Source organism: Streptococcus infantis (genome assembly GCF_021497965.1).
GTDB classification, from domain to species: Bacteria; Bacillota; Bacilli; order Lactobacillales; family Streptococcaceae; genus Streptococcus; species Streptococcus infantis_B.
The window spans coordinates 419,894-433,737 of record NZ_CP046525.1 but is presented as its reverse complement, the minus strand read 5'-3'; the positions used below and the strand labels follow the sequence as shown (position 1 = coordinate 433,737).

The 13,844-nt window shown below is 41.1% G+C and carries 12 protein-coding genes; 4 read left to right on the top strand and 8 right to left on the bottom strand.

What is annotated here, in order from left to right:
- Positions 1–12 precede the first annotated feature (12 nt).
- Both pepV and GOM46_RS02205 read right to left on the bottom strand, forming a co-directional pair.
- Positions 13–1,413: a dipeptidase PepV gene (pepV, locus tag GOM46_RS02210; RefSeq protein WP_235083861.1), complete on the bottom strand. Its 1,401-nt coding sequence runs from the start codon at positions 1,411–1,413 to the stop codon at positions 13–15.
- Positions 1,414–1,425: 12 nt separating this feature from the next.
- Positions 1,426–2,031, bottom strand: a complete 606-nt coding sequence (locus GOM46_RS02205; RefSeq protein WP_235083860.1) for a nitroreductase family protein — start codon at positions 2,029–2,031, stop codon at positions 1,426–1,428.
- Positions 2,032–2,261: 230 nt separating this feature from the next.
- On the opposite strand from GOM46_RS02205, the gene GOM46_RS02200 reads away from it, so the two are divergent.
- A complete protein-coding gene (locus GOM46_RS02200) occupies positions 2,262–3,071 on the top strand; it encodes an amino acid ABC transporter substrate-binding protein (protein WP_235083859.1) in 810 nt (269 codons plus the stop codon).
- Between the two features lie 63 nt (positions 3,072–3,134).
- On the opposite strand, the gene GOM46_RS02195 is transcribed toward GOM46_RS02200, so the two are convergent.
- The 5 genes from GOM46_RS02195 to zapA all read right to left on the bottom strand — a co-directional run bounded on the left by GOM46_RS02195 (position 3,135) and on the right by zapA (position 8,461).
- A complete protein-coding gene (locus GOM46_RS02195) occupies positions 3,135–3,968 on the bottom strand; it encodes a metallophosphoesterase family protein (RefSeq protein ID WP_235083858.1) in 834 nt (277 codons plus the stop codon).
- A 102-nt stretch (positions 3,969–4,070) separates the two neighbouring features.
- Complete coding sequence (locus GOM46_RS02190; RefSeq protein ID WP_006150128.1) at positions 4,071–4,967, bottom strand: TDT family transporter; 897 nt, start codon at positions 4,965–4,967, stop codon at positions 4,071–4,073.
- Between the two features lie 200 nt (positions 4,968–5,167).
- Entirely contained in the window at positions 5,168–7,504 is a 2,337-nt protein-coding gene (locus GOM46_RS02185) for an endonuclease MutS2 (protein ID WP_235083857.1), read from the bottom strand.
- A 109-nt stretch (positions 7,505–7,613) separates the two neighbouring features.
- Positions 7,614–8,162, bottom strand: a complete 549-nt coding sequence (locus GOM46_RS02180) for a CvpA family protein (RefSeq protein WP_006150346.1) — start codon at positions 8,160–8,162, stop codon at positions 7,614–7,616.
- Positions 8,159–8,461, bottom strand: a complete 303-nt coding sequence (gene zapA / locus GOM46_RS02175; RefSeq protein ID WP_006150060.1) for a cell division protein ZapA — start codon at positions 8,459–8,461, stop codon at positions 8,159–8,161. Before zapA ends, GOM46_RS02180 begins: the two co-directional genes overlap by 4 nt.
- 86 nt (positions 8,462–8,547) lie before the next feature.
- Here zapA and rnhC point away from each other — a divergent pair, with 86 nt between their 5' ends.
- The 3 genes from rnhC to GOM46_RS02160 all read left to right on the top strand — a co-directional run bounded on the left by rnhC (position 8,548) and on the right by GOM46_RS02160 (position 12,504).
- Entirely contained in the window at positions 8,548–9,429 is an 882-nt protein-coding gene (gene rnhC, locus GOM46_RS02170; RefSeq protein WP_235083856.1) for a ribonuclease HIII, read from the top strand.
- Between the two features lie 3 nt (positions 9,430–9,432).
- Positions 9,433–10,047 carry a signal peptidase I gene (gene lepB, locus GOM46_RS02165; protein ID WP_025169989.1) on the top strand — a complete coding sequence of 205 codons (615 nt, stop codon included), beginning with the start codon at positions 9,433–9,435 and terminating at the stop codon, positions 10,045–10,047.
- Positions 10,048–10,137: 90 nt separating this feature from the next.
- Positions 10,138–12,504, top strand: coding sequence for an ATP-dependent RecD-like DNA helicase (locus GOM46_RS02160; RefSeq protein ID WP_235083855.1), 2,367 nt, complete (start codon positions 10,138–10,140; stop codon positions 12,502–12,504).
- A gap of 47 nt (positions 12,505–12,551) precedes the next feature.
- Here GOM46_RS02160 and tig read toward each other — a convergent pair whose 3' ends face one another.
- Positions 12,552–13,835 carry a trigger factor gene (tig, locus tag GOM46_RS02155; protein WP_235083854.1) on the bottom strand — a complete coding sequence of 428 codons (1,284 nt, stop codon included), beginning with the start codon at positions 13,833–13,835 and terminating at the stop codon, positions 12,552–12,554.
- Positions 13,836–13,844: the final 9 nt, after the last annotated feature.

Genomic DNA, 13,844 nt, shown 5'->3' with positions numbered 1-13,844 from the left:
ACTTCTAAATCATTATTTGATCAATTCATAGATAGCTTCAGCGTAGATGGCTGCTGCACGGAAGAGATCATCCAAGGCGATAAATTCATTGGCCTGGTGCATAGTATCGATAGAATCTGGGAACATAGCACCGTAGGCTACACCACGCTCTAATAGACGTCCAAATGTTCCTCCACCGATGACTTGTTCGTGACCTTGAAGACCTGTTTGTTTTTCGTAAACATTCAACAAGGTTTGAACAAGTGGATCTTCCATTGGCACATAGTGAGGAGTGTGACCATGCTCAGAAAGGCTAACTGAAGCAACAGGCAAGGTTTCAAGAACTGACTTGATTTGCTCTGGGCTTGTTCCTTTTGGATAACGGAAGTTAAGGGCAATAGTGTTGTCAGCACTTGCTTCGTCGAAGCGGAAGACACCAGCATTCATAGAAAGAGCACCCATCTTTTCATCCACATGAGCTACTTTCAAGTTCTTGCCTTCGTGGTCATTCAAGAGAATCTTACCAGCAATGTCAAGGTAGTCTTTTGCAGGTCCTTCAAAAGCAAATTGGCTAAGGAAGAGGGCAAGGTAAGTCGCACCATTGACACCTGAAGCAGGCATAGCACCGTGGGCTGATTTACCAATTACAGTCACCTTGTACTGACCGTTCTCTTCTTGGATTTCTCCTCTGAGTTTGTGCTCTGCAACGAAAGCGTCTAGTTTCCCTTGCAAGTCAGCTAAGTCCCCTGAAACGACTGCAGTTGCTGATTCAGGTACCATGTTTTCGCGTAAACCACCTGTGAAGCTATGAAGACGAGCTGCACCAGTATTTTCACCAGCAAAGTGGAGGTATTCTGTGATGTTTCCTTTTTCACCATTGATGATAGGGAATTCAGCATCTGGAGAGAAGCCAAAGTCTGGTTTTGCAAGTCCTACATGCTCAAAGTAGTAGTCCATATCTGCCCAACCTGACTCTTCGTCAGTTCCGACGATGAAACGAACTTTCTTAGAAGTTGGAAGTTCCAATTCTTTGATGATTTTCAAACCATAGTAACATGCTGTAGTTGGCCCCTTGTCATCAGAAGCACCACGCGCATAAAGACGACCATCTTTGATAGTTGGAGTGTAAGGGTCAGTGTCCCAACCACTACCTGCTGGCACTACGTCCATGTGGGCAAAGATTCCGAGAACTTCTTCTCCTTCACCAAACTCGAAATGTCCGGCATAGTTGTCGACATTTTTTGTTGGGTATCCGTCACGGTCTGCGATTTCAAGGAATTTCTCCAAGGCTTTTACTGGCCCAGGTCCAAATGGATGCTGAGCGTCTGCCTTGCTATCATCACGTTCTGAGTTGATTTCTAAAAGGCTAAACAAGTCAGCCAAGAGGTCTTCTTTGCGTTTTTCTACTTCTGCTGTAAAATCAATTGCTGTCATTTTTTCTTCTTTCTATCTTTTCTCGATAATTTCATCTACTGGCAAGCGGTAGCTTGGTTCTAACTTCTCGTCTGTGTAACCCACTGTGATCAAAAGTTCTGGACGGAAACGTTCTTCGATTTCCAAGACTTCATTGGCTTTTGATTTGTCAAAACCAAGGATAATGTTTGAACCAATTCCCTGGTCAGTCAGTGCAAGGACCAAGTTCATAGCTACTAGTCCTGCATTAAGAGCCAAGTAGTCACTAACTTGTTGATCGCTGTAACGCTCAAACTCAGCTGGAAGATTTTTCAAGAAGTACTGAAGTTGCTCTTCTGAGAAATTATTGGCACCACCAGTACGGGCAATCTTGCGGGCGCGTTTGGCTAAGTCTGTATCTGTAAACAAGGCAATCGTTACAGGTGCAGATGCTACTTGCTCATAGTTTGCACCGTAAGCCAATTTTGCTAATTCAGCATTTTTCTTACGAACCACGACGAATTTCCAAGGCTGGCTGTTGTGGGCACTTGGTGCCAAGGTTGCGATTTCAATAGCTGTACGAACATCCTTCGGATCGACAGGTTTATCAATAAAATGCTTAGTCGCATGACGTTTTTTATTTAACTCAAGAAATTTCATAAGCAAGTTCCTTTTCTATTTCTACTGCTTCCATTTTACCACATTCTGAAAGAGCTTGCAGAGATTTTTCATTGGCTGAATAAATTATCTTTTCTTATCTGCTTTGAATTTTAGATTATAGACTCAAACTGGAAATTATAATATTTCTCTATCACGTCCATAAAAAATATATATTGGCTATTTGATCGATTGTCTGGTAATCTAGAAAGCATTAAGTAAAGGAGACTCTTATGAAAAAATTATTCTTATTATTTGCTATTAGTCCCTTGTTGGTTGCCTGCGGACAATCTAAACAAGAAAGTACTTCTACTTCCACTTCTAGTCCTAAAACCATTGTCGTAGCAACTGCCGGAGACATCCCACCTTTTGACTTTGAAAAAGATGGAAACCTGACTGGATATGATGTTGAAGTTTTAAAAGCAGTCGATGAAAAACTAGACCAATACAAGATTGAATTCCAAAAAACAGCCTGGGAAAGTATCTTCCCTGGATTGGATGCTGGCCGTTACCAAGCTGCTGCAAACAACTTGAGCTATACCAAAGAGAGAGCAGATAAATACCTCTACTCACTACCTATCGCTAAAAATCCTTTGGTTCTTGTAAGCAGAAAAGACAAGGTTCTTACTTCTCTTCAAGATATCGCTGGTAAAACAACTCAGGATGATACAGGAACTTCTACTGCCAAAGTTGTTACAGACTGGAATCAAAGCCACTCCGATAATCCTGCAACCATCCAATACTCTGGTGAAGATGTCGCTAAACGTCTGACTGACCTCGCTAATGGTGAGTTTGATTTCCTAATCTTTGATAAAATCTCTGTTCAAAAGATTATCCAAGACCGAGGTTTAGACTTGAACGTAGTCGACTTGGAAAGCAACGACAATCCAAACAACTACATCATCTTCTCAAGTGACCAAAAAGAATTTAAAGACCAATTTGACAAGGTCCTCAAAGAACTCTATCAAGACGGAACCCTTGAAAAACTCAGCAAAACCTATCTCGGTGGTTCTTACCTACCAGATCAGTCTCAATTACAATAAGATATATTAAAAACGATTGGCTAGTCCAATCGTTTTTTTAGTATCTGTTAATTAAAGCAACTCTTACAAAAAATCAAAATAGTTTTTGACATCCTCGACATAGCCATATTTTTCATTAAGGCTAGCCAATAAAGCTCTGTTATGGCCTTGGTAATTGTCTTCTCGTCGCAGTTCTTCATACATTTCAATAAAAGGAAGGACTTTCCCCTTGGCTGATTCTAACTCTGCTTCATAATCATAGGCAACTTTACGAAATTGGATATTGACCAATTCACCATTTTCAACTTCAAGTAAGGCATACTGGGCACGGTGATTTTTCAGCCCTACCCAGTCAAAATAAGGCATACCAATCGAACCTGGATTGATGATTTGTTGACCTTGGCTACCATAACGAAGCAACTGCTTGTGAACATGACCATAGACGGCTACATCAGTAGTTTCATCAAGTAGCTGGTCAAATTTTTCGGTATCATTTTCAACCAGCAAATCACCACCATAATTTTTCTCAGGTAAATTATGTGAAAGAGAAAAGCGCAAGCCTTCTACTTCTTTCTTGGCTACCATAGGTAGATTTCTCAACCAATCAATATGCTCTGGGTTTAGACGCTCCATCAGATACTGGGTCAATCGCATAAGCTGGATTTCTTGGGGATCCTCTAAACCATATTGCCCATCTAAAGCCTCTAACACACAATCATCCCAGTTGCCTCGAACAGATGCTGTAATGGGAAGGTCTTTCAAAAGAGCCACCAAGTCATTTGCTCCTGGCCCAGGAAGAAAAATATCTCCCAGAAGCCAATATTCAGTCGCTCCCAAATTTTTAGCGTCCTCAAGCACTCCAGCTAAGGCTGTCGTGTTGCCATGAATGTCTGATAAAATTGCAATCTTATGGTTCATTTTACACACTCTCTTTATTAGTATTTATTTATTCTAGCTATCCCTTACACCGTTATAGGTCTGCACCTTTCTTCATTTCACTTCTCAGTGCTAGGGGGTTTGTTATTTTCTTAAATATCTCACATATTCTACTAATACGTAGATGAGGATTGTTAAACAAATGATAGTTTCTATCCAAACGAGTAGGTTAAGGGTTGGAAACTGTAGGATTCCCTGGGCCATTTTCAAGGAAGTTGCCGTGATGATGGTTGGGAAAGTTAGAGCTGAAAAGGCTGGTTGGAAGCCCTGTTTTAAAATCCTTGATAAGCGACTAAGAACTAAGAAAAAGAAAGTCTGAGATGCAAGGACCATGACCAGCAAAATCCAGCTAGGAAGGTCTGGACCTCCTATCCGAACTAGTGCTGCTAAAAGGAGAGAAAATGGAGCACAATAGATCCCTTCTTGCCCCAGTAAAGCGAGCGGTAATGGATTTTTTTTCAAATCTTGATAAATTAGAGGGTAAAGGAAAAGGGTTAAGATAAAGCCAAAAATCCAAGCTCCATAGGCAATACCAACTATCCCCACTACTGGGTAGGTCAAGCTTGCCACTGCGATTCCCACATAAAGAACCGTCCAACTTGGCGTTGCGCTCGTCCTTGGTTTAGCTTGTACGTAATTGATAGTAAAGTAGATGATTAAGCCTACATCCAGTAGAAAGGCAAACCACCAGAGAACCTGCGCGATGAAGTTCAAGCTAACTGGTAGAGTCCGTAGCATATAGGTCGATAAAATCATCCCTGCCATTGGAAAGGTCGCCATACCTGATAAAAGAGGGGCTTTCTTCAACTCTTGCTTACTTTCTTGCCAATGACTGAGGTGACTTACTAGAAAATAGAACCACAGAATCAATCCTGACAAACTAAAGACGTGGGACAATAGCGGAAAAGTATCCAAGATGAGATTGCCTGCACCAGCTAAACCCAATAAACAACCTGAAAAAGCCAAGGGAAGTTTTTTCATGCTAACCTCCGAAAATAACGTTACTATCAGTATAGCATAATTAAAGCTCAGCTAGACAAGCCTTCATCAATTTTTTTTTGGCTATAAAACGATTGTCCCCTTTTAAAATACTCACTAACAATAATGATTGAAATTGATTCATCAAAAAAAGTACTTATCACTTGATAGGTACTCTTTTGACATTTCATTCTATAGCTTGGTTAGCCTTTAAAGGTAACGATAGTCGCTCCAGAACCACCTGCATTTTGCGGTGCATAGCCAAAGCTCTTGACTTGTTTATTTCTTTGTAGGTACTTAGTCACCCCTTCACGGATGACTCCTGTACCGATACCATGGATGATGTCCACTTGCGCCATATTGTTGAGCAGGGCTTGGTCGATAAAGGCATCCAAGGCTTCCATAGCCTCCTCGTAGCGTTTGCCACGAAGGTCTAGTCGAGCTTGTGGACCTTTTCCTGCTGCACGTTTAACGACGTTAACTTGTTTCTTCTTGACTGGCGCTTCTTTCTGGGCTTGAACCAAGTCAAACTCTTTTTCCTCAAGTGTCATCTTAATCAAGCCAACCTGTGCTTCCCAACGTCCATCCTTTAGTTGATTGGTCAAGGTACCACGTTGACCATAGCTTAAAACGATAATATCATCTCCAACTTTTGGAGCTCGTTTTTTCTTGGCCTTTTGGAGGACCTTGTTTTTAGAAAGGTCAACTTTTTCAGGTGCTAACTTCTTGAGCTTGGCCTTGGCTTCGATAATTTCATGTGGTTTTAGTTGAGATTTGCTATGAAGATTTTTTAGAATATCATCACTTTCTGCCAGAGCTAATTCAACAATCTCAGCAGCTTGCTCACGCGCCTTATTGAGTTCTGTTTCCTTTTCACGGTTAAGCTCATTGTAGAGTTTTTTAAGTGCACGATTCATCTTGAGGTTCTCTTGCTCGACTTGGCGGATATTTTCAAGACGTTTGTGACTTTCAAGTGTTTGTTCTTCCAATTGCTCAATGATGCGATTGACATCATTGTCTTGGTTAATCTGCTTGCTAGCGTCACCTACAATGATATCCGACAATCCTAGACGTTTGGCAATTTCAAATGCATTGCTTCGACCAGGTACGCCTTGCATAAAGCGATAAGTTGGACGCAGGCTAGCTGTATCAAACTCCATGCTGGCATTCTGAACATAAGCTGTTTCAATCCCGTAAGCCTTGAGCTCAGGATAGTGAGTGGTTGCCATAGTCTTGACTTGACGCAAACGCAAGTCTTCTAAGATAGACATGGCAAGGGCTGCACCTTCCTGAGGATCCGTTCCTGCTCCAAGCTCATCCAGTAACAAGAGCGAGTTTTGGTTGACTTTACCAAGAATATCAACGATATTGGTCATATGACTAGAGAAGGTTGAGAGACTTTGCTCGATGGATTGTTCATCTCCAATATCGGCAAAAATCTCCTCGAAAATCCCTACACGACTGCCATTATCGGCTAGAATTGGCAGCCCAGACTGGGCCATGACTTGCGTCAATCCTAAGGTTTTTAGCATGATGGTCTTACCACCCGTATTAGGACCGGTGATGACGATAGCTGTCAAATCCTTCCCAAAGTGCACATCATTTGCGACAGCATTCTTAACCAAAGGATGGCGAACATGGAGGAGTTGGATTTCCTGTTCCTCAGATACTTGAGGGACCACTGCTCCGGTCTCTTGGATAAAACGCACCTTGGTGCGAATCAAGTCTAAACGCCCAATAATCCAGGCATCATTGGCAATTTCAGCCGCATGCGGTCTCACTCGTTCAGAGAGTTCTTGAAGGATACGCATCATCTCATAGCGTTCATCTGCACGAAGACTAGCAATTTCCTCACTTAACTTAACTACTTCACGAGGTTCGATATAAACAGTGTTCCCACTGGCAGAAATATCGTGAACGACCCCAGCAATCTTATTCCGATAGGTATTTTTAACTGGAAGAACTTGACGACCATTTCTACTAGCGACAATCCCTTCTGTCAACAGCTGCGCCTTCTGCTTGAGAAGGTCTTGCAAGACATCACGAACTTGGCTCTCACTATCATGGATTTTCCGGCGGATTCGTGCGAGTTCTTCACTCGCAAAATTCTCAATAAATCCAGCTTCGTTGATGGCTTGAAGGTTTCCTTGCAGATGTGGGAAATCATGAAGTTTCTCAAACCAATTTGCTAGGTGATCCAAGCGTACATTTTCAAGATTGTCATAGAAGTTTTTCAATTCACGACTGGCAAATATGACACGTTTGAGAAGGAGAAATTCCTCGATATTGAGGTCAGCACCCATCTCCAAACGTTTGCAGGTTGAAGCAATGTCTTTTGTTTCCGAAATGCTGAAATGAGGATGCTCCACAAAAAGCTCCTGCATCTCCTTCATCTCTGCGAAAGCCTGTTTTATCTTGTCACCTTTATCCGTTGGAGCAAGTTCTTTTAACTGCTCTAGTCCCTGCTCCGTCAAAAGATGGGGTTCAAATAGAGCTTTGACCTTGTTAAATTCTAACGTTTCTAGTATTTTTGTATTCATTTCATTTCCTTAGTAAAAAAGTTATGGCTTTTTGTCATTTTCAAGTTTTTAAATCAATCTCTTACTTTTGAAATTGTAAACAAAAGGCTAGGAATAGTTCCCGCCCTTTTTATCCGATTAATTTGGTAACCCAAAGCTGCTTAATCAAACTGGTTGTGAATGGAATGCTTTGGATGATATGTCTAGCTACAAAGCTATTCTCAAGTGAATTTTGAACAATTTGTAATGGTACAGTCGCGAGGATCGTTAGCATCATCTGAAGGACAAATAAGGTTACTCCGACTGATAGAACACCCGCACCGATACGGTAGTATTTCCCATCAAGTATCTTAGTTGGCACCAGGTTTACAAAAAGACCAAGCAAACGACTGATGCAATAAAAGACTGTAAAGGCCAAGAGGAAACCGATACCCGCATAAAAAACCTTATCCAATTGGAAGAGTTGATTGGATGGGAAAAAGAAGGTACCCTGTCCTTCCTGAGGATTAGCATATGGGATTAGTAAGTTGAACTTCTGTCCTAAAGACTGGTAAGACTTGCTTGCAAAATAAGCAGAGACAATCGTTGCCACAAGATAAAATCCTTGTAATACGATTCCTCTGCGATAGCCAATATAAAAGCTCCAAGCAAGGATTAATAAGAGAAGGATAGAAATCATAGGGAATCCTCAATCTTACTCTGCTCCTGTTTAGCCGCAACCACCTTATAACGGAGCGATTCTAATTCTTGCTCCTTGTCATCAAACTCAATCTCACGGCTAAGCTGGGTAGATAGGCAGTTAACTGCTAAGAGGATAGCTATTGTCTCATCATCAGCTCCAGGCATTTGTTCTTTAATTGCTTCATATTTTTCCGTCGCAACCTTGGCAATCTCCTCCATAAAAAGATTGTCATGTTCAGTTGTCAGCGTTAATGTTTTTTTCCCAAATGTAAACTTGAATCGATTTAAATTTGCCATAAAATTCACCTCACGATATTATACCAAATTTCACTAAATTTGTCAGTTTTAACCAATTCTACTGCTTTTATGGTACAATAGAGACTATGGCAAGTATCACATTAATACCGAGTGAAAAAGAAATTCAAGCTTTTGTCCAAAAGCATGAACAAGCCCTCGCTCCAAGTAAAAATCCTTATATTCGCTACTTTTTCAAGTTTCCTCAAGCCAGTATTTCCATCTATACATCTGGAAAAGTTCTCCTACAAGGAGAAGCTGCTGAAAACTATGCCAGCTTTTTTGATTATCAGGTAGCACAAGTTACTAGCGGGCAAGATTTCCCTTTGATCGGAACAGATGAGGTCGGAAATGGTTCCTACTTCGGTGGTCTAGCTGTAGTGGCATCCTTTGTAACTCCTGACCAGCATGATTTTTTACGAAAACTAGGAGTTGGGGATTCTAAAACACTGACAGATCAAAAGATTCGTCAACTGGCTCCCATTTTGAAAGAAAAAATCCAACATCAGGCACTACTACTTTCTCCAAGCAAGTATAACGAAGTGATTGGTGAGCGCTACAATGCTGTTTCTGTCAAGGTAGCTCTTCATAATCAAGCAATTTTTCTCCTCCTTCAAAAGGGAGTCCAGCCAAAAAAGATTGTTATTGATGCCTTTACGAGTACTCAAAACTATGAGAAGTACTTAAAAAATGAAGCCAATCATTTCTCAAATCCAGTTACACTTGAGGAAAAAGCCGAAGGTAAGTACTTAGCTGTCGCGGTTAGCTCTATCATTGCGCGTGATCTCTTTCTAGAAAATCTTGAAAATCTAGGCCGAGAGTTAGGCTACAAACTTCCTAGTGGGGCAGGTACCGCTTCTGATAAGGTAGCTAGTCAAATCCTTCGTGCTTATGGTATGCAGGGACTCAACTTCTGCGCCAAACTACACTTTAAAAATACTGAAAAAGCAAAAAAAATGCTAGAAAGGTAAATTATGAAATACATTATAAATTTTTTAAAAGAATGGGGAGTTATCATTCTACTTATCGCACTAGTAGGGCTTAGTCGTCTCTTTCTCTGGAGTAATGTGCGTGTAGAAGGACACTCAATGGACCCTACTCTAGCAGATGGAGAAATCCTCTTTGTGGTTAAACATCTCCCAATCAATCGTTTTGATATTGTGGTTGCTCATGAAGATGAGGGAAATAAAGATATTGTGAAACGGGTAATCGGATTACCCGGTGATACCATTCGTTATGAAAATGATAAGCTTTATATCAATGGACAAGAAACCGATGAACCTTATCTAGCAGAGTATCTCAAACGCTTTAAAGAAGATAAACTCCAAAGCACTTATACTGGAGATAGTTGGGATGGGAAAAAAGGCGAGTACTTCAGAAGTCTTGCTGAAAAAGCTCAAGCATTCACCTTAGATGTAAATTACAACACTAGCTTCACCTTCACTGTTCCAGAGGGGCAATACCTCCTACTTGGTGATGACCGTCTGGTATCTAGTGATAGCCGACATGTTGGTACTTTTAAAGCAAAAGATATCATTGGAGAGGCAAAATTCCGTTTCTGGCCACTCAAACGTATCGGAACAGTTTAAAAATACTAAGAGGCCGAGAATACTAATCTCAGCCTCTTCTCATTCTATTTTGAATGATATGATTTTCATTCATGAATGTAAAGGAATTATATGGAAGTCTATTTTACAGGTACGATTGAACGTATTATTTTTGAAAATGTCAGTAATTTTTATCGTATTCTTCTCCTTGATATCGAAGATACCAATGCTGAGGACTTTGATGATTTCGAGATCATTGTTACAGGGACCATGGCTGATGTCATCGAGGGAGAGGAATACACTTTTTGGGGGCAGATTGTCCAACACTCCAAATACGGAGAGCAACTACAAATTACCCGTTATGAAAGAGCAAAACCGACTAGCAAGGGCTTAGTTAAGTATTTCTCTAGTAGCCATTTCAAAGGGATTGGGCTCAAAACTGCCCAAAAGATTGTGGAACTCTATGGAGAAAATACCATTGATGAAATCCTAGAGCATCCTGAGAAACTCGAAACCATCTCAGGACTATCTTCTAAAAGTCGTGAAGCCTTCGTTTCCACTCTCCGTCTCAACTACGGAACTGAGATGGTTTTGGCCAAGCTTGCCAATTACGGAATTCCCAATAAATTAGCTATTCAAATCCAGGATACCTATAAAGAGGAAACCATCGATATCGTTGAAAATTATCCTTATCAGTTGGTAGAAGATATCAAGGGTTTGGGCTTTACCATCGCTGACCAATTAGCACAGGAATTGGGGATTGAGAGTCATGCACCTGAACGCTTTCGAGCAGGTCTTGTTCATAGCCTTTTAAATGCTTGTATGGAAAGTGGGGATACTTATGTTGAATCAAAAGATCTATTAGAAAAAACTCTAACCCTACTTGAATCCTCACGACCTGTTGAACTGGAGCCCAGTCAACTTGCACAAGAATTATCCAATCTCATTGAAGAAGAAAAAGTTCAGCAGGTTGATACGAAAATCTTTGATAACAGTCTCTTTTTCGCTGAAGAAGGAATACACAATCACCTCATTCGTATTCTTGAAAAAGAAGACCCCAATAAACACGAAATAAAAACTATCCAGGAGCATATCGCAACTGTTGAGAAGGAATTAGGCATCCAATACGATGCCATTCAAAAGCAGGCTATCTGCGACGCTATCCAAAACAAGGTCTTTATCCTGACAGGTGGACCTGGTACAGGTAAGACCACTGTTATCAATGGAATTATTGGTGTTTATGCCCTATTAGAGGGGCTCGACCTTCGGAAAAAAAGTAGTCTACCGATTCTCCTGGCTGCTCCAACCGGTCGTGCAGCACGTCGCATGAATGAACTGACAGGCTTGCCTAGTGCAACGATTCACCGCCACTTGGGTATGACTGGAGACGACGATACCAGTCATTTGGAGGATTATCTAGATGCTGATTTTATCATCGTGGATGAGTTTTCTATGGTGGATACCTGGCTAGCCAATCAACTCTTCTCCAATATCTCCTCTAACAGTAAAATTCTCATTGTCGGAGATAGTGACCAGCTGCCATCGGTTAGCCCTGGTCAAGTCCTGGCTGACTTACTCCAAATTCCATGCATTCCTCAAACACGCTTGGAAAGAATCTACCGTCAGAGTGAAGAATCAACCATTGTCACCCTTGCTAGCCAAATTCGTCAAGGAATTTTGCCTGCAGATTTCACTCAGAAAAAAGCAGATCGTTCCTACTTTGAAATCGCTAGTAGCCATATCCCTGCGACCATTGAAAAAATCCTTGATGCTGCTATCAGAAATGGTATTCCCGCTCGTGATATCCAAGTTCTGGCTCCTATGTATCGTGGTACAGCAGGAATTGATGCCATCAATCAACTCATGCAAGAACTGCTCAATCCTCTTCAAAAGGGGCAGATTAGTTTTGAGGCAAGTCAGTTTCATTATCGCACAGGCGATAAGATCATTCATCTTGTCAACGATGCAGAAGTCAATGTCTTTAATGGAGACTTAGGCTATATTACAGACCTGATTCCTGGAAAATACACTGAATCCAAGCAAGATGAAATCATAATTGATTTTGATGGCAACGAGGTTTCCTATCCTCGAAATGAATGGTACAAGATTCGCCTTGCCTATGCTATGAGTATCCATAAGTCTCAGGGTAGTGAGTTCCCAGTTGTGATTTTACCAATTACCAGTGCTAGCAAGCGCATGCTGGAGCGCAATCTCATCTACACTGCTATCACTCGTGCCAAAAGCAAGCTCATCCTACTTGGTGAACTACAAGCCTTTGACTATGCAATCAAACACATTGGAACAGCTCGCAAGACCTATCTGATTGAACGTTTCAGCGATTTAACTGAAAGCTCTGAAGAAGCAACTGAGCCTATTCTTGAAACCTCTAATCAGACTGATTCTCAGCAATCCTACATTCTAACCGAGGACAACTGGTCTAGTATCCCAGCTATGATTGGAATTAGCCAGGATGATCTTCAAGAATTTTTCGGAAAATAAAGCACAAGAAAGCCCACCGAATCCGGTGGGCTTTTTATCTTTTCAGATTATTTTACTGTTGCAGTGCTTGTGATCAATTCAACAGCTTTTTTGATTGTGATATCGTGTTTCAACATATCAGCTGAAAGCAAGCTTTGTACTTGAGCAACTTCCATGTTGTAGTCTGCAGCCAATTGCTCGATTTCTTTTTGGATTTCTTCTTCAGTAGCGTCAAATCCTTCAGCTTTCGCAACAGCTTCGATTACAAGGTTAGTCTTCGTACGTGACTCAGCTTCTGCTTCGTATTGTTTGTGAAGGTCTTCTTGAGTAGTTCCAGTGATTTGGAAGTACATGTCAGGGTTGATACCTTGACGTTGCAAGTTGCCAAGGAATTCATTTACTGAACGGTGAACTTCTTCGTGGATCATTTCTTCTGGAAGCTCAACGATTTCAGCATTTTCTACAGCTTTATCGATTGCTGCACCTTCAACGGCATCTTTGTATGCTTCTTCTTTAGCAGCAGCCAATTCTTTGCGGTATTTTTCTTTCAATTCGTCAAGAGTTTCAACTTCTTCGTCGATGTCTTTTGCAAGTTCATCATCAAGTGCTGGAACTTCTTTAGCTTTAACTTCGTGAATAGTTGTTACGAATTTAGCTTCTTTACCTGCAAGGTCTTCTGCTTGGTAGTCTTCTGGGAATGTTACGATAACGTCAACAGTTTCACCAGCTGAGTGTCCAACCAATTGGTCTTCAAATCCAGGGATGAATTGTCCTGAACCAAGTCCAAGTGAGAAGTTTTCACCTTTTCCACCATCAAATTCAACACCGTCGATAGAACCAACGAAGTCGATAACAACAGTGTCACCGTCTTCAGCAGCACCATCTTTGATTACCAATTCTGCCAAGTTGTTGCGTTCACGTTCGATACGTGCATCTACATCAGCGTCAGTTACTTCTTTATCTACATCAACTGATACTTCAAGGTTTTTGTATTCACCCAATTTAACTTCAGGTTTTGTAACAACTTCTGCAGTGATAACCCAGTCTTGACCTTTTTCCATAGAAGTTACGTCAATTTTTGGTTGAGCAACTACTTCAAGTCCAGCTTCTTTTACAGCTGCTTCATAAGCATCTGGCAAAAGAGCGTTCATTGCATCTTGGTAAAGTGCTTCTTCACCAAATTTTTGGTCGAAGATAGGACGTGGAAGGTGACCTTTACGGAAACCTGGAACGTTAAGAGTTTTCTTTACTGAGTTAAATACACGGTCCAATTCTGGTTTGATTTGGTCTTGAGAGATAGTAAAAGTCAAGACACCACGGTTTGTTTCTTTGTTTTCAAATGATACAGACATTCTGTCATT